General features: G+C 57.9%; 9 protein-coding genes, 4 tRNA genes and 2 rRNA genes. All 15 read left to right on the forward strand.

The features are described from left to right. The first annotated feature begins 5 nt into the window (after positions 1-5). Positions 6-2,886, forward strand: a 23S ribosomal RNA gene (locus ACYQ47_RS22960). 117 nt (positions 2,887-3,003) lie between these two features. Next, positions 3,004-3,117: ribosomal RNA gene (gene rrf, locus ACYQ47_RS22965) — 5S ribosomal RNA — on the forward strand. Positions 3,118-3,264: 147 nt separating this feature from the next. After that, positions 3,265-3,350 (forward strand) — tRNA-Tyr (locus tag ACYQ47_RS22970). A 29-nt stretch (positions 3,351-3,379) separates the two neighbouring features. Further along, positions 3,380-3,453 (forward strand) — tRNA-Gly (locus tag ACYQ47_RS22975). 15 nt (positions 3,454-3,468) lie between these two features. Further along, positions 3,469-3,543: transfer RNA gene (locus tag ACYQ47_RS22980), tRNA-Thr, on the forward strand. Between the two features lie 62 nt (positions 3,544-3,605). Further along, positions 3,606-4,796, forward strand: a complete 1,191-nt coding sequence (gene tuf / locus ACYQ47_RS22985) for an elongation factor Tu (protein ID WP_090541958.1) — start codon at positions 3,606-3,608, stop codon at positions 4,794-4,796. 66 nt (positions 4,797-4,862) lie between these two features. Continuing rightward, positions 4,863-4,938: transfer RNA gene (locus ACYQ47_RS22990), tRNA-Trp, on the forward strand. Positions 4,939-4,972: 34 nt separating this feature from the next. Further along, a complete protein-coding gene (gene secE / locus ACYQ47_RS22995) occupies positions 4,973-5,353 on the forward strand; it encodes a preprotein translocase subunit SecE (protein WP_244826445.1) in 381 nt (126 codons plus the stop codon). A 1-nt stretch (position 5,354) separates the two neighbouring features. Then, the gene (gene nusG / locus ACYQ47_RS23000; RefSeq protein WP_244826444.1) at positions 5,355-5,912 is read left to right on the forward strand and encodes a transcription termination/antitermination protein NusG; all 558 of its coding nucleotides are present in this window, start codon (positions 5,355-5,357) and stop codon (positions 5,910-5,912) included. Between the two features lie 147 nt (positions 5,913-6,059). Then, the gene (gene rplK / locus ACYQ47_RS23005; RefSeq protein ID WP_244826443.1) at positions 6,060-6,491 is read left to right on the forward strand and encodes a 50S ribosomal protein L11; all 432 of its coding nucleotides are present in this window, start codon (positions 6,060-6,062) and stop codon (positions 6,489-6,491) included. Further along, on the forward strand, positions 6,492-7,190 hold the full coding sequence (gene rplA, locus ACYQ47_RS23010) for a 50S ribosomal protein L1 (protein WP_244826442.1): 699 nt from the start codon (positions 6,492-6,494) through the stop codon (positions 7,188-7,190). Between the two features lie 301 nt (positions 7,191-7,491). Further along, positions 7,492-7,989, forward strand: coding sequence for a 50S ribosomal protein L10 (gene rplJ / locus ACYQ47_RS23015; RefSeq protein WP_250465884.1), 498 nt, complete (start codon positions 7,492-7,494; stop codon positions 7,987-7,989). Positions 7,990-8,072: 83 nt separating this feature from the next. Then, positions 8,073-8,447, forward strand: a complete 375-nt coding sequence (gene rplL, locus ACYQ47_RS23020; protein WP_244826440.1) for a 50S ribosomal protein L7/L12 — start codon at positions 8,073-8,075, stop codon at positions 8,445-8,447. A 368-nt stretch (positions 8,448-8,815) separates the two neighbouring features. Then, a complete protein-coding gene (gene rpoB, locus ACYQ47_RS23025; RefSeq protein ID WP_244826439.1) occupies positions 8,816-12,922 on the forward strand; it encodes a DNA-directed RNA polymerase subunit beta in 4,107 nt (1,368 codons plus the stop codon). 21 nt (positions 12,923-12,943) lie between these two features. Beyond that, complete coding sequence (rpoC, locus tag ACYQ47_RS23030; protein ID WP_244826438.1) at positions 12,944-17,185, forward strand: DNA-directed RNA polymerase subunit beta'; 4,242 nt, start codon at positions 12,944-12,946, stop codon at positions 17,183-17,185. The last annotated feature ends 40 nt before the right edge of the window (positions 17,186-17,225 follow it).

Raw genomic sequence — 17,225 nt, forward strand, 5'->3', positions numbered from 1 at the left:
TATAGGGTCAAGCGAACAAGTGCATGTGGTGGATGCCTTGGCGATCACAGGCGATGAAGGACGCGGTAGCCTGCGAAAAGCGGTGGGGAGCTGGCAAACGAGCTTTGATCCACCGATATCCGAATGGGGAAACCCGGCCCGAATGGGTCATCCTAAGCTGAATCCATAGGCTTAGTGAAGCGAACGCGGTGAACTGAAACATCTAAGTAATCGCAGGAAAAGAAATCAACCGAGATTCCCAGAGTAGTGGCGAGCGAAATGGGATCAGCCTGTACTCTTTATCTGTGTTGTTAGCTGAACGCTCTGGAAAGTGCGGCCATAGCAGGTGATAGCCCTGTAAGCGAAAACAGCGTGGAAGAACTAGGGGTACGACAAGTAGGGCGGGACACGTGAAATCCTGTCTGAAGATGGGGGGACCATCCTCCAAGGCTAAATACTCGTGATCGACCGATAGTGAACCAGTACCGTGAGGGAAAGGCGAAAAGAACCCCGGGAGGGGAGTGAAATAGATCCTGAAACCGCATGCATACAAACAGTCGGAGCCTCGCAAGGGGTGACGGCGTACCTTTTGTATAATGGGTCAGCGACTTACGTTCAGTAGCGAGCTTAACTGATTAAGGCAGGCGTAGCGAAAGCGAGTCCGAATAGGGCGATCAGTTGCTGGGCGTAGACCCGAAACCAAGTGATCTATCCATGGCCAGGTTGAAGGTGCGGTAACACGTACTGGAGGACCGAACCCACTAACGTTGAAAAGTTAGGGGATGAGCTGTGGATAGGGGTGAAAGGCTAAACAAACTTGGAAATAGCTGGTTCTCTCCGAAAACTATTTAGGTAGTGCCTCGTGTATCACCTTCGGGGGTAGAGCACTGTCATGGTTGTGGGGTCCATTGCGGATTACTACGCCATAGCAAACTCCGAATACCGAAGAGTGCAATCACGGGAGACAGACATCGGGTGCTAACGTCCGGTGTCAAGAGGGAAACAACCCAGACCGCCAGCTAAGGTCCCAAAGATTGGCTAAGTGGGAAACGAAGTGGGAAGGCAAAAACAGTCAGGAGGTTGGCTTAGAAGCAGCCACCCTTTAAAGAAAGCGTAATAGCTCACTGATCGAGTCGTCCTGCGCGGAAGATGTAACGGGGCTCAAGCCAGTCACCGAAGCTGCGGATGCATATTTATATGCATGGTAGGAGAGCGTTCCGTAAGCCTGCGAAGGTGCGTTGAAAAGCGTGCTGGAGGTATCGGAAGTGCGAATGCTGACATGAGTAGCGATAAAGGGGGTGAAAAGCCCCCTCGCCGTAAGCCCAAGGTTTCCTACGCAACGTTCATCGGCGTAGGGTGAGTCGGCCCCTAAGGCGAGGCAGAAATGCGTAGCTGATGGGAAGCAGGTCAATATTCCTGCACCATTGTTAGATGCGATGGGGGGACGGATCGCGGAAGGTTGTCCGGGTGTTGGACGTCCCGGTCGCTGCATTGGAGAAGGTGCTCAGGCAAATCCGGGCACATAATTCAAGGGTGTGGCGCGAGCTTCCTCGGAAGCGAAGCAATTGGAAGTGGTTCCAAGAAAAGCCTCTAAGCTTCAGTCTAATAGTGACCGTACCGCAAACCGACACAGGTGGGCGAGATGAGTATTCTAAGGCGCTTGAGAGAACTCGGGAGAAGGAACTCGGCAAATTGGTACCGTAACTTCGGGATAAGGTACGCCTCTGTAGCTTGACTGGCCTGCGCCAGGAGGGTGAAGAGGTTGCAATAAACTGGTGGCTGCGACTGTTTAATAAAAACACAGCACTCTGCAAACACGAAAGTGGACGTATAGGGTGTGACGCCTGCCCGGTGCCGGAAGATTAAATGATGGGGTGCAAGCTCTTGATTGAAGTCCCGGTAAACGGCGGCCGTAACTATAACGGTCCTAAGGTAGCGAAATTCCTTGTCGGGTAAGTTCCGACCTGCACGAATGGCGTAACGATGGCCACACTGTCTCCTCCCGAGACTCAGCGAAGTTGAAGTGTTTGTGATGATGCAATCTCCCCGCGGCTAGACGGAAAGACCCCATGAACCTTTACTGTAGCTTTGCATTGGACTTTGAACCGATCTGTGTAGGATAGGTGGGAGGCTATGAAACCGGAACGCTAGTTTCGGTGGAGCCGTCCTTGAAATACCACCCTGGTTTGTTTGAGGTTCTAACCTTGGTCCATGATCTGGATCGGGGACAGTGCATGGTAGGCAGTTTGACTGGGGCGGTCTCCTCCCAAAGTGTAACGGAGGAGTACGAAGGTACGCTAGGTACGGTCGGAAATCGTGCTGATAGTGCAATGGCATAAGCGTGCTTAACTGCGAGACCGACAAGTCGAGCAGGTGCGAAAGCAGGTCATAGTGATCCGGTGGTTCTGTATGGAAGGGCCATCGCTCAACGGATAAAAGGTACTCTGGGGATAACAGGCTGATACCGCCCAAGAGTTCATATCGACGGCGGTGTTTGGCACCTCGATGTCGGCTCATCTCATCCTGGGGCTGTAGCCGGTCCCAAGGGTATGGCTGTTCGCCATTTAAAGAGGTACGTGAGCTGGGTTTAAAACGTCGTGAGACAGTTTGGTCCCTATCTGCCGTGGGCGTTGGATATTTGAAGGGGGCTGCTCCTAGTACGAGAGGACCGGAGTGGACGAACCTCTGGTGTACCGGTTGTCACGCCAGTGGCATCGCCGGGTAGCTATGTTCGGAAGAGATAACCGCTGAAAGCATCTAAGCGGGAAACTCGCCTTAAGATGAGATATCCCCGGGGCTTCGAGCCCCTTGAAGGGTCGTTCCAGACCAGGACGTTGATAGGTCAGGTGTGTAAGTGCAGTAATGCATTGAGCTAACTGATACTAATTGCCCGTAAGGCTTGATCCTATAACCAGTGTGTTTGAACCACTGGCGAGTTATGCGTGTGCGACAATCGCCACCCAACATTTACTGCTTCTTCCCGGATTGGTTGTGTGCCCACCCGGCGCACGACAACAAGTCATGCCTGATGACCACAGCGAGTTGGTACCACCCCTTCCCATCCCGAACAGGACCGTGAAACGACTCCACGCCGATGATAGTGCGGATCTCCCGTGTGAAAGTAGGTAATCGTCAGGCTCCTCATGCAGCAACAAAAACCCCACCCCCAAACAGGTGGGGTTTTTGCGTTTTGCTTTCAACTATAAGTGAGAGCCTCAGTTAATGCGGGTCGCGCGGAAGGCTTGACAACACCGTGTTTCTTCCCCATAATCGATAGTTCTCTGCGGAGGGGTGCCCGAGTGGCTAAAGGGGGCAGACTGTAAATCTGTTGGCTTACGCCTACGTTGGTTCGAATCCAACCTCCTCCACCAGAATTCAAGCGGTAGGGAATCCAGCCCAAGCGGGTGTAGCTCAATGGTAGAGCAGAAGCCTTCCAAGCTTACGACGAGGGTTCGATTCCCTTCACCCGCTCCAGTGTCGGTTTGTAGTGCCCATGTGGCTCAGTGGTAGAGCACTCCCTTGGTAAGGGAGAGGTCGGCAGTTCGATCCTGCCCATGGGCACCAGAAGTATTAGTCTAGTAAGTTGCGCGTGGCGCAAGGTGCGAAAATCCTGTTAGGAGTCGAAAATGGCCAAAGGTAAATTCGAGCGGACCAAGCCGCACGTGAACGTGGGCACGATCGGTCACGTTGACCACGGCAAGACCACGCTGACGGCAGCGATCACGACGGTGCTGACCAAGAAGTTCGGCGGCGAAGCGAAGGCATACGACCAGATCGATGCAGCGCCGGAAGAAAAGGCGCGTGGTATCACCATCAACACCGCGCACGTCGAGTACGAAACGGCTAACCGCCACTACGCACACGTCGATTGCCCGGGCCACGCTGACTATGTGAAGAACATGATCACGGGCGCAGCGCAGATGGACGGCGCAATCCTGGTGTGCTCGGCCGCTGATGGCCCGATGCCGCAAACGCGTGAGCACATCCTGTTGGCGCGTCAGGTCGGCGTGCCTTACATCATCGTGTTCCTGAACAAGTGCGACATGGTGGACGACGCCGAGCTGCTCGAACTCGTCGAAATGGAAGTGCGCGAGCTTCTGTCTAAGTACGACTTCCCGGGCGACGACACGCCGATCATCAAGGGTTCGGCCAAGCTGGCGCTGGAAGGCGACACGGGCGAGCTGGGCGAAGTGGCGATCATGAATCTGGCCGACGCGCTGGACACGTACATCCCGACGCCGGAGCGCGCAGTGGACGGCGCCTTCCTGATGCCGGTGGAAGATGTGTTCTCGATCTCGGGTCGCGGCACGGTGGTGACGGGTCGCGTGGAGCGCGGCGTGGTGAAGGTTGGCGAGGAAATCGAAATCGTCGGTATCAAGCCGACGGTGAAGACGACTTGCACGGGCGTGGAAATGTTCCGCAAGCTGCTGGACCAAGGTCAAGCGGGCGACAACGTCGGTATCCTGTTGCGCGGCACGAAGCGTGAAGACGTGGAGCGTGGCCAGGTTCTGGCCAAGCCGGGTTCGATCACGCCGCACACGCACTTCACGGCTGAAGTGTACGTGTTGAGCAAGGACGAAGGCGGCCGCCACACGCCGTTCTTCAACAACTACCGTCCGCAGTTCTACTTCCGTACGACGGACGTGACGGGTTCGATCGAGCTGCCGAAGGACAAGGAAATGGTGATGCCGGGCGACAACGTGTCGATCACGGTGAAGCTGATTGCACCGATCGCCATGGAAGAAGGTCTGCGCTTCGCTATCCGCGAAGGCGGCCGTACCGTCGGCGCAGGTGTGGTTGCCAAGATTATCGAGTAAGAGCCAGAAATCTCTCGGTAGTCTGTAGTTTTCGGGGTCGGCGAAACCGTCGACCCCAAATGGTTTAGGGGTATAGCTCAACTGGCAGAGCGTCGGTCTCCAAAACCGAAGGTTGGGGGTTCGATTCCCTCTGCCCCTGCCAAATTATTGCGCCAAGTGGCGCTGCTTAAGGTGTTATGGCGAATCCTTCCGTCGAAACTGTAAATACTTCCGGCGACAAGTTGATGTTGGTGGCGGGCGTATTGTTGGTCTTGGCCGGGTTCGTGGGTTTCTTCTGGCTGTCAGGCCAAGAGTGGTACGTCCGCGGCGCAGCGCTGGCTGTTGGTGTCATCGCGGGTGTCGCAGTCGGCCTCCTCTCGACGCCGGGCAAGGGCTTCATCGCCTTCGCGAAAGACTCCTATAAGGAAGTCCGCAAGGTTGTCTGGCCCACCCGCAAGGAAGCAACGCAAACGACCCTCGTGGTTTTCGCGTTTGTTTTAATCATGGCCATCTTCCTTTGGCTTAGCGATAAGTCGATCGAATGGGTGATTTTCTCGGCGATTCTGGGTTGGAAATGATATGAGCGATACTCCGGCATCCCCGAGCGGAAAACGTTGGTATGTGGTGCACGCCTACTCCGGAATGGAGAAGAGCGTGCAACGTGCGCTTCAGGAGCGTATCGACCGAGCAGGCATGCAAGATCAGTTCGGTCAAATTCTCGTCCCGACCGAAGAGGTGGTTGAGGTCAAGGGCGGTCACAAGTCGGTTACTGAGCGTCGTTTCTTCCCTGGCTATGTCCTGGTGGAAATGGAGATGACGGACGAAACCTGGCACCTGGTGAAGAACACTGCGAAGGTCACCGGCTTTGTTGGTGGAGCGCGCAATCGTCCGAGTCCCATCTCGCCGCGTGAAGTCGAAAAGATCATGTCGCAGATGCAGGAAGGCGTCGAAAAGCCGCGGCCCAAGACGTTGTTCGAAGTTGGCGAGATGGTTCGCGTGAAGGAAGGTCCTTTCACCGACTTCAACGGCAACGTCGAAGAAGTGAACTACGAAAAGTCCCGAGTCCGTGTGTCTGTCACGATTTTTGGGCGCTCGACGCCGGTCGAACTCGAGTTCGGTCAGGTCGAAAAGGTTTAAAAGTTTCATCGCGTGAGGCCTTTGGGTTCTCGCGCGATTTTGCGCTTACAGCCCGCGTAATGGCTGTTGAGGAGCGTCAGTAGGCATGGTTGTTGAACGCGCGCTATCACTCATCGAACGTTTCGGCGTTCAGCAGAGGTTTTCAAAATGGCAAAGAAAATCATCGGCTTTATCAAACTGCAGATTCCTGCAGGTAAAGCCAACCCGTCGCCGCCGGTCGGTCCGGCACTGGGCCAGCGTGGCCTGAACATCATGGAGTTCTGCAAGGCGTTTAACGCGCAGACTCAGGGCATGGAGCCGGGTCTGCCGGTGCCGGTTGTAATCACGGCATTCGCGGACAAGAGCTTCACGTTCATCATGAAGACGCCGCCCGCTACCGTTCTGATCAAGAAGGCAGCCAAAGTCGACAAGGGTTCGGCAAAGCCGCACACCGATAAGGTCGGCAACATCACCCGCGCTCAAGCGGAAGAAATCGCGAAGACCAAGATGCCGGATCTTACGGCAGCTGATCTTGACGCCGCCGTGCGCACGATCGCCGGCAGCGCCCGTTCGATGGGCATCACTGTGGAGGGCGTGTAAATGGCTAAGCTTTCTAAGCGCCTTCAGGCATTCGCAAGCAAGGTTGATCGCCAGAAGCTGTACCCGATCGACGACGCATTGGCTCTCGTGAAGGAATGCGCAAGCGCCAAGTTCGACGAGTCGATCGACGTCGCAGTCCAACTCGGCATCGACGCGAAGAAGTCGGACCAAGTGGTTCGCGGTTCGGTCGTTCTGCCGGCAGGCACGGGCAAGTCCGTTCGTGTTGCTGTGTTCGCGCAAGGCGAAAAGGCCGAGCAAGCACGTGCAGCGGGCGCAGACATCGTGGGTATGGAAGACCTGGCCGAGCAAGTCAAGGCCGGTAACCTGAATTTCGACGTCGTGATCGCTTCGCCGGACACGATGCGCGTCGTCGGTACGTTGGGCCAGATCCTCGGCCCCCGCGGCTTGATGCCGAACCCGAAGGTCGGTACGGTCACGCCGGACGTCGCGCAAGCTGTGCGTAACGCGAAGGCTGGTCAAGTCCAGTTCCGCGTCGACAAGGCCGGTATCATTCATGGCACGATCGGACGTGCATCGTTCGAACCTGCTTCGCTGCGTCAAAACCTGGCAGCACTGGTCGACGCGCTGCAAAAGGCCAAGCCGGCCACGAGTAAGGGCGTGTACCTGCGCAAGATCGCTCTGTCGAGCACGATGGGTGTCGGCGTACGCGTGGATCAAGCCACGCTCGCGCAGCAGTAACGAATTTGGGCGCGGTCTTGAGACCGCGCTGTAAAGGGCTTTGGGCGGTTGCGAGGTTGCAGTCGGAATCGAGCAACCGGTTGTCAAAGACCGTTGGTGGTGGCGTCGCGGTTGGGCACTGCCTTAATTCAAGCCAACGCAGATGGCGAACCCGAAACGGTTTTGCAGTGGTTGAAGTCGGTTGTCGTGCGCTGTGATGCGAACACCAATCGATCGAGATACTCCTAACAGTCGGACGCCGTTGTCGAACGTGGTGCATGAGGGTTGGTAACCCGAGTGCATCGAATCTGGAGGTTTAACCGTGCCACTGAACAAAGAAAGTAAGCAGGCAGTCGTCGCTGAAGTCGCCGCGCAAGTCGCGAAGGCTCAGACGATGGTGCTCGCTGAGTATCGTGGGATCACGGTTGGCGATCTGACCAAGCTGCGCGCGAAAGCGCGTGAGCAACAGGTGTATCTGCGCGTGTTGAAGAACACGTTGGCGCGTCGCGCCGTCGAAGGTACCCCGTTCGCTTCGCTGGCTGAGCAGATGACCGGTCCTCTGATCTACGGCATCTCGGAAGATGCCATTGCCGCTGCCAAGGTCGTCAATGACTTCGGCAAGAGCAATGACAAGTTGATCATCAAGGCTGGTTCCTACGAAGGCAAGGTGATGGACAAGGCAGGCGTGCAAGCGCTGGCCAACATCCCGAGCCGCGAAGAACTGCTCTCCAAGTTGTTGTTCGTCATGCAAGCACCTGTTTCCGGCTTTGCGCGCGCTTTGGCCGCGCTGGCAGAAAAGAAACAAGGCGAAGCTGCATAACGCACACGCTTGGGCGCCAGTCGCTCAGTTAGGTATTAGCTAGATCGCTAGCTCGATCCGAATTCAATCTAGGAGTATTTCAAATGGCAATCGCAAAAGAAGACATCCTCGAAGCCGTTGGCTCGATGTCGGTTCTCGAACTGAACGAGCTGGTCAAGGCGTTCGAAGAGAAGTTTGGCGTGTCGGCAGCTGCTGTTGCAGTCGCTGGCCCCGCAGGCGGCGGCGCTGCTGCTGCTGTTGAAGAGCAAACCGAGTTCACCGTGAACCTGCTCGAAGTCGGCGCGAACAAGGTTTCCGTGATTAAGGCTGTTCGTGAACTGACGGGTCTTGGCCTGAAGGAAGCGAAGGACCTGGTCGACGGTGCACCGAAGCCCATCAAGGAAGCGGTGCCGAAGGCTGCTGCTGACGAAGCAAAGAAGAAGTTGGAAGACGCAGGCGCGAAAGCTGAAATCAAGTAAGTTTCATTGCGCTGTGTTGAGGCTGGCGGTTTTCCACCGCCGGCCTTTTTGTGCTTTGTGAGGGCAGAGTTTTTATGCGTGTAGTCAGGCATAAATGTCCTCGCAGAGGCCAAAGAGAACAGTCGGATCAGCATGAATTTCCGGCAGTTCTCTTTGTCTTCTGAAGCGACTGCAGAAGGCAAGTTTGGTCGGGTAGCGGGAAACACAGGCATCCGCTGCCGTCAGCCAGCGGTTGGTAGCGGCCAACCACCAAGCTTCTAGATTCGCGCGTCCTCCCCGGACATTCGCGCGAATCTCAGTCGGTGAACACCGGGCCGTGACGTCGAGGTATCCCGCCTCGCCAACGCCCGCCGTGATTCGGAGATCGTATGCAATATTCCTTCACCGAGAAGAAGCGTATTCGCAAGAGTTTCGCGAAACGCCCCATCGTTCACCAAGTTCCCTTTTTGCTGGCGACCCAGCTTGAATCATTCCAGACGTTTCTGCAAGCGGATACGTCCTCCACGCAGCGCAAGGCGGAAGGCCTGCAAGCTGCATTTACCTCTGTTTTTCCGATCGTTTCGCACAACGGGTTTGCGCGTCTCGAGTTCGTCAGCTACATGCTGTCGCCGCCCGCGTTCAACATCAAGGAATGTCAGCAGCGCGGCCTGACGTACTGCTCCGCCTTGCGCGCGAAGGTGCGTCTGGTTTTGCTCGACAAGGAATCGCCGAGCAAGCCGGTGGTCAAGGAAGTGAAGGAACAGGAGGTGTACATGGGCGAAATTCCGCTCATGACGCCGACGGGTTCGTTCGTCATCAACGGTACCGAGCGCGTGATCGTGTCGCAGCTTCACCGTTCGCCTGGCGTGTTCTTCGAGCACGACAAGGGCAAGACGCATAGCTCCGGCAAGCTGTTGTTCTCGGCTCGTATCATCCCTTACCGCGGTTCGTGGCTCGACTTCGAGTTCGACCCGAAGGACGTGCTGTACTTCCGCGTCGACCGTCGCCGCAAGATGCCGGTCACGATTCTGCTCAAGGCTATCGGCATGACGCCCGAGCAGATCCTCGCGAACTTCTTCGTGTTCGACAACTTCGCGCTGATGGGCGAAGGCGCGCAAATGGAATTCGTGCCGGAGCGTCTGCGCGGTGAAGTCGCGCGCTTCGACATCCAGGACCGCGATGGCAATGTCATCGTCACGAAGGACAAGCGGATCAACGCGAAGCACATTCGCGACCTCGAAAACGCCAAGACGAAGTTCATCTCGGTGCCCGAGGACTATTTGCTCGGCCGCGTGCTGGCGAAGAACGTGATCGATCCGGAAACGGGCGAAGTGATCGCGAACGCTAACGAGGAAATCACCGAGACGGTGCTCGAAAAGCTGCGCGAGGCGAAGGTCAAGGAAATCCAGACGCTCTACACGAACGATCTGGACCAAGGCCCGTATATCTCGTCGACGCTGCGTATCGATGAAACCGCCGACAAGATGGCCGCGCGTATCGCGATCTACCGCATGATGCGTCCGGGCGAACCGCCGACCGAGGAAGCAGTCGAGGCGTTGTTCAACCGTCTGTTCTACAGCGAAGACGCGTATGACCTTTCGAAGGTCGGCCGCATGAAGTTCAATCGCCGCGTTGGCCGTGATGAAATCATCGGCCCGATGACGTTGCAAGACGACGACATCCTCGCGACCATCAAGATTCTCGTCGAGTTGCGTAACGGCAAGGGCGAAGTGGACGACATCGACCACTTGGGCAATCGTCGAGTGCGTTGCGTCGGCGAACTGGCGGAGAACCAGTTCCGCGCGGGTCTCGTGCGTGTCGAGCGCGCAGTGAAGGAACGCCTCGGTCAAGCCGAAAGCGAAAATCTGATGCCGCACGACCTGATCAACTCGAAGCCGATTTCGTCGGCAATTCGCGAGTTCTTCGGTTCGTCGCAGTTGTCGCAGTTTATGGACCAGACCAACCCGCTGTCGGAAATCACTCACAAGCGCCGTGTTTCGGCACTTGGCCCGGGCGGTTTGACGCGTGAGCGTGCTGGCTTCGAAGTTCGCGACGTGCACCCGACCCACTATGGCCGCGTGTGCCCGATCGAAACGCCGGAAGGTCCGAACATCGGCCTGATCAACTCGCTGGCTCTTTACGCGCACCTGAACGAATACGGCTTCCTCGAAACGCCGTATCGCAAGGTCGTGGATAGCAAGGTGACTGATCAGATCGACTATCTGTCGGCGATCGAAGAAGGCCGTTACGTGATCGCGCAGGCGAATGCCGCCGTGGGCGAAGACGGCACGCTGACCGACGAACTGGTTTCGTCGCGTGAAGCAGGCGAAACGCTGATGGTCACGCCGGACCGCATCCAGTACATGGACGTGGCGCCGTCGCAGATCGTGTCGGTGGCGGCATCGCTGATCCCGTTCCTTGAGCACGATGACGCGAACCGCGCGTTGATGGGTTCGAACATGCAGCGTCAGGCAGTGCCGTGTCTGCGTCCTGAAAAGGCCGTGGTCGGTACGGGTATCGAGCGCACGGTCGCGGTCGACTCGGGTACGACGGTGCAGGCATTCCGCGGCGGTGTCGTGGATTACGTCGATGCCGGCCGTATCGTGATTCGCGTGAACGACGATGAAGCCGTCGCCGGCGATGTCGGCGTGGACATCTACAACCTCATCAAGTACACGCGTTCGAACCAGAACACGAACATCAACCAGCGTCCGATCGTCAAGGTGGGCGACAAGGTTGCGCGCGGTGACGTGCTGGCCGACGGCGCATCCACGGATCTGGGTGAGCTCGCGCTCGGTCAGAACATGCTGGTCGCGTTCATGCCGTGGAACGGCTACAACTTCGAAGACTCGATCCTGATCTCGGAAAAAGTCGTGGCGGACGATCGTTATACGTCGATCCACATCGAAGAACTGAACGTCGTGGCTCGCGACACGAAGCTCGGACCGGAAGAAATCACGCGCGACATCTCGAACCTTGCGGAAGTGCAGCTTGGCCGTCTGGATGAGTCGGGCATCGTGTACATCGGCGCGGAAGTCGAAGCGGGCGACGTGCTGGTCGGCAAGGTCACGCCGAAGGGCGAAACCCAGCTGACGCCGGAAGAAAAGCTGCTGCGCGCGATCTTCGGTGAGAAAGCATCGGACGTGAAGGACACGTCGCTGCGCGTGCCCTCGGGCATGAGCGGGACGGTGATCGACGTGCAAGTGTTCACGCGCGAAGGCATCACGCGTGACAAGCGCGCGCAACAGATCATCGACGACGAACTGAAGCGCTATCGCCTCGACTTGAACGACCAGTTGCGTATCGTGGAAGGCGACGCCTTCTCGCGTCTCGCACGTATGCTGAACGGCAAGGTCGCGAACGGCGGTCCGAAGAAGCTGGCGAAGGGCACGGCGATCGATCTTCCGTACCTCGAAGACCTCGATCACTACCACTGGTTCGATATCCGCCTCGCGGACGAAGAAGCAGCGGCGCAGCTTGAAGCCATCAAGGACTCGATCGAACAGAAGCGTCACCAGTTCGACCTCGCGTTCGAGGAAAAGCGCAAGAAGCTCACGCAGGGCGACGAACTGCCGCCGGGCGTGCTGAAGATGGTCAAGGTGTATCTCGCGGTCAAGCGTCGTCTGCAGCCTGGCGACAAGATGGCGGGTCGTCACGGTAACAAGGGTGTCGTGTCGAAGATCGTTCCGATCGAAGACATGCCGTACATGGCCGATGGCCGTCCGGCCGACGTCGTGCTGAATCCGCTCGGCGTGCCGTCGCGGATGAACGTGGGCCAGATTCTCGAAGTGCATCTGGGCTGGGCCGCGAAGGGTCTTGGCTGGCGTATCGGCGAAATGCTGCAGCGTCAGGCGAAGATCGAAGAACTGCGTCAGTTCCTGACCCAGATCTACAACGAGTCGGGCCGCAAGGAAGAGCTGGAAAGCTTCTCCGACGACGAAATCGTCGAACTGGCGAAGAACCTGCGCGAAGGTGTGCCGTTCGCAACGCCGGTGTTCGACGGCGCAACGGAAGACGAGATGTCGCGCGCGCTGAATCTGGCTTATCCGGATGACATCGCGAAGAACCTCGGCATGACGCCTTCGAAGAATCAAGTCACGCTGCACGACGGCCGAACGGGCGAACCGTTCGAGCGTACGGTCACGGTTGGCTACATGCACTACCTGAAACTGCATCACTTGGTCGACGACAAGATGCACGCGCGTTCGACCGGCCCGTACTCGCTCGTCACGCAGCAGCCGCTGGGTGGTAAGGCACAATTCGGTGGCCAGCGTTTCGGTGAAATGGAAGTTTGGGCGCTCGAAGCGTACGGCGCGTCGTACGTGCTGCAGGAAATGCTGACGGTCAAGTCGGACGACGTGACAGGCCGGACCAAGGTTTATGAGAACCTGGTCAAGGGCGATCACGTGATCGACGCCGGCATGCCGGAATCCTTCAACGTGTTGGTGAAGGAAATCCGCTCGCTCGGTATCGATATCGATCTCGACCGCAACTAATCGGACTACGGAGAGAAAGCAATGAAAGCTCTGCTCGATCTATTCAAGCAAGTCCAGCAAGAAGAAGTGTTCGACGCGATCAAGATCGGTCTGGCTTCGCCCGACAAGATCCGTTCGTGGTCATTCGGCGAAGTGAAGAAGCCGGAGACCATCAACTACCGTACCTTCAAGCCGGAGCGGGACGGTCTGTTCTGCGCGAAGATTTTTGGTCCGATCAAGGACTACGAATGCCTTTGCGGCAAGTACAAGCGTCTGAAGCACCGCGGCGTGATCTGCGAAAAGTGCGGCGTCGAAGTGACGCTCGCCAAGGTGCGTCGCGAACGCATGGGCCATATCGAACTGGCCTCGCCGGTTGCGCACATCTGGTTCTTGAAGTCGCTGCCGTCGCGTCTGGGCATGGTGCTCGACATGACGCTGCGTGACATCGAACGCGTGCTGTACTTCGAGGCATACGTGGTGATCGATCCGGGCATGACGCCGCTGAAAGCGCGGCAGATCATGACCGAAGAGGATTACTACAACAAGGTCGAAGAGTACGGTGACGAATTCCGCGCCGAGATGGGCGCGGAAGGCGTGCGCGAACTGCTGCGTTCAATCAACATCGACGAACAGGTCGAGATGTTGCGCACCGAACTCAAGAACACGGGTTCGGAAGCGAAGATCAAGAAGTACGCAAAGCGCCTTAAAGTGCTCGAGGCTTTCCAGCGTTCGGGCATCAAGCCTGACTGGATGGTGCTCGAAGTGCTGCCGGTGCTGCCGCCGGAACTGCGTCCGCTCGTGCCGCTGGATGGCGGCCGTTTCGCGACGTCGGACCTGAACGACCTTTATCGCCGCGTGATCAACCGTAACAACCGGTTGAAGCGTCTGCTCGAACTGAAGGCGCCTGAAATCATCGTCCGCAACGAAAAGCGGATGCTGCAGGAAGCCGTCGATTCGCTGCTCGACAACGGTCGTCGCGGTAAGGCAATGACGGGTGCGAACAAGCGTCCGCTGAAGTCGCTCGCCGACATGATCAAGGGTAAAGGCGGTCGTTTCCGTCAGAACTTGCTCGGTAAGCGTGTCGACTATTCGGGCCGTTCGGTGATCGTGGTCGGCCCGACGTTGAAGCTGCATCAGTGCGGTCTGCCGAAGCTGATGGCGCTCGAACTGTTCAAGCCTTTCATCTTCAACAAGCTGGAAGTGATGGGCGTAGCTACGACCATCAAGGCCGCGAAGAAGGAAGTCGAGAACCAGACGCCCGTGGTGTGGGACATTCTCGAAGAAGTCATTCGCGAACATCCGGTCATGCTGAACCGCGCGCCTACGCTTCACCGACTCGGCATTCAGGCTTTCGAGCCGGTGCTGATCGAAGGTAAGGCAATTCAGCTGCACCCGCTCGTTTGCGCGGCGTTCAACGCCGACTTCGACGGTGACCAGATGGCCGTTCACGTGCCGCTGTCGCTGGAAGCGCAGATGGAAGCGCGTACGCTGATGCTCGCGTCGAACAACGTTCTGTTCCCGGCCAACGGCGACCCGTCGATCGTGCCGTCGCAGGATATCGTGCTGGGTCTTTACTATGCATCGCGTGAAGCGGTGAATGGCAAGGGCGAAGGCATGACGTTCACGGGCGTGTCGGAAGTGATTCGCGCGTACGAGAACAAGGAAGTCGAGCTGGCATCGCGCGTCAACGTGCGGATCACGGAAATGGTCCACAACGAAGACCAGAGCGAAGGCGCGCCGAAGTTCGTGCCGAAGATCTCGTTGTTCGCAACGACGGTCGGCCGCTCGATCCTGTCGGAGATTCTGCCGCCGGGGCTGCCCTTCACCGTGCTGAACAAGCCGTTGAAGAAGAAGGAAATTTCGCGTCTGATCAACACGGCGTTCCGCAAGTGCGGTCTGCGCGAAACGGTGATCTTCGCCGACCAGTTGATGCAAATGGGTTTCCGTCTTGCAACGCGCGCCGGCATCTCGATCTGCGTGGACGACATGCTCGTGCCGCCGCAGAAAGAGACGATCGTCGGTGACGCCGCGAAGAAGGTGAAGGAATACGACCGTCAGTACATGTCGGGTCTCGTCACCGCGCAAGAACGCTACAACAACGTGGTCGACATCTGGTCGGCAACGTCGGAAGCGGTCGGCAAGGCGATGATGGAACAGCTCGCAACAGAGCCGGTGACGGATCGAGACGGCAAGGAAACGCGTCAGGAATCGTTCAACTCCATCTACATGATGGCCGACTCGGGCGCGCGCGGTTCCGCGGTGCAGATTCGTCAGCTCGCCGGTATGCGCGGCCTGATGGCGAAGCCGGACGGCTCGATCATCGAGACGCCGATCACCGCGAACTTCCGCGAAGGCCTGAACGTGCTGCAGTACTTCATCTCGACGCACGGTGCACGTAAGGGTCTGGCGGATACGGCGTTGAAAACGGCGAACTCGGGTTACCTGACGCGCCGTCTCGTCGACGTGACGCAGGATCTGGTCGTCGTCGAAGAAGATTGCGGCACGTCGAACGGCGTGGCGATGAAGGCGCTGGTCGAAGGCGGTGAAGTCGTCGAAGCGCTGCGTGACCGTATTCTCGGTCGCGTCGCGGTGGCGGACGTCGTCAATCCGGAAACGCAGGAAACGCTGTACGCATCGGGCGATCTGCTCGATGAAGACGCGGTCGAGGAAATCGAGCGCCTCGGTATCGACGAAGTGCGCGTGCGCACGCCGTTGACCTGCGAAACGCGTTATGGCTTGTGCGCTTCGTGCTATGGCCGCGACCTGGGTCGTGGTTCGCGCGTGAACGTCGGCGAAGCGGTTGGTGTGATCGCGGCGCAGTCGATCGGTGAACCGGGCACGCAGCTTACGATGCGTACGTTCCACATCGGTGGCGCGGCATCGCGTGCGGCGGTTGCTTCGACGGTCGAAGCGAAGTCGAACGGTACGGTGCGCTTCACGGCCACGATGCGTTACGTCACCAACGCGAAGGGCGAGCAAGTCGTCATCTCGCGTTCGGGCGAGGCGATCATCGCGGACGACCTCGGTCGCGAGCGTGAACGTCACAAGATCCCGTACGGCGCCACGTTGCTGCAACTCGACGGCGCGCAGATCAAGGCCGGTTCGCAACTGGCTCAATGGGATCCGCTGACGCGTCCGATCATCACCGAGTGGGGCGGTACGGTGAAGTTCGAAAACGTCGAGGAAGGCGTGACGGTCGCGAAGCAGATCGACGACGTCACGGGTCTTTCGACGCTCGTCGTAATCGACGTGAAGCGCCGTGGTTCGCAGGCTTCGAAGAGCGTGCGTCCGCAGGTGAAGCTGCTCGACGCGAACGGCGAGGAAGTGAAGATCCCGAACACCGAGCATTCGGTGCAGATCGGCTTCCAGGTCGGCGCACTGATCACCGTAAAGGATGGTCAGCAAGTGCAGGTTGGTGAAGTGCTGGCACGTATCCCGGTTGAAGCGCAGAAGACGCGTGACATTACCGGTGGTCTGCCGCGCGTGGCCGAACTGTTCGAAGCGCGCTCGCCGAAGGACGCCGGCATTCTGGCGGAAGTCACGGGCACGACGTCGTTCGGTAAGGACACGAAGGGCAAGCAGCGTCTCGTCATCACGGACCTCGAAGGCAATCAGCACGAGTTCCTGATCGCGAAGGAAAAGCAGGTGCTGGTGCACGATGGTCAGGTCGTCAACAAGGGCGAAATGATCGTCGACGGTCCTGCCGATCCGCACGATATCCTGCGTTTGCAGGGTATCGAGGCGCTGTCGCGTTACATCGTGGACGAAGTGCAGGACGTGTACCGTCTGCAAGGCGTGAAGATCAACGACAAGCACATTGAAGTGATCGTGCGTCAGATGCTGCGTCGGGTCCAGATCACGGACAACGGCGACACGCGCTTCATTCCGGGCGAACAAGTCGAGCGGTCGGACATGCTCGATGAGAACGACCGCATGACCGCGGACGACAAGCGTCCGGCCACGTACGAAAACGTGCTGCTCGGTATCACGAAGGCTTCTCTGTCGACCGATTCGTTCATCTCGGCGGCGTCGTTCCAGGAAACGACCCGCGTGCTGACCGAAGCGGCGATCATGGGCAAGCGTGATGATCTGCGTGGCCTTAAGGAAAACGTGATCGTCGGCCGTCTGATTCCGGCTGGTACGGGTCTCGCGTTCCACAAGGCGCGCAAGAGCAAGGAAATGTCGGATCGCGAACGCTTCGACCAGATCGCTGCCGAAGAGGCATTCGATTTCGGTACGCCGGAAACCCCGGCAACGGAGCAGGCGCCGCATACCAACGAGTAAGTTCTCTCGCTGGATTGTCGGTTGCAACATCGAACCGCTC

The organism is Caballeronia sp. HLA56, from assembly GCF_054655155.1.

Bases quoted from the DNA above. Each gene is read 5' to 3' on its own strand.
- tuf (WP_090541958.1), top strand. From the start codon at position 3,606: ATGGCCAAAGGTAAATTCGAGCGGACCAAGCCGCACGTGAACGTGGGC.
- secE (WP_244826445.1), top strand. From the start codon at position 4,973: ATGGCGAATCCTTCCGTCGAAACTGTAAATACTTCCGGCGACAAGTTG.
- nusG (WP_244826444.1), top strand. From the start codon at position 5,355: ATGAGCGATACTCCGGCATCCCCGAGCGGAAAACGTTGGTATGTGGTG.
- rplK (WP_244826443.1), top strand. From the start codon at position 6,060: ATGGCAAAGAAAATCATCGGCTTTATCAAACTGCAGATTCCTGCAGGT.
- rplA (WP_244826442.1), top strand. From the start codon at position 6,492: ATGGCTAAGCTTTCTAAGCGCCTTCAGGCATTCGCAAGCAAGGTTGAT.
- rplL (WP_244826440.1), top strand. From the start codon at position 8,073: ATGGCAATCGCAAAAGAAGACATCCTCGAAGCCGTTGGCTCGATGTCG.
- rpoB (WP_244826439.1), top strand. From the start codon at position 8,816: ATGCAATATTCCTTCACCGAGAAGAAGCGTATTCGCAAGAGTTTCGCG.
- rpoC (WP_244826438.1), top strand. From the start codon at position 12,944: ATGAAAGCTCTGCTCGATCTATTCAAGCAAGTCCAGCAAGAAGAAGTG.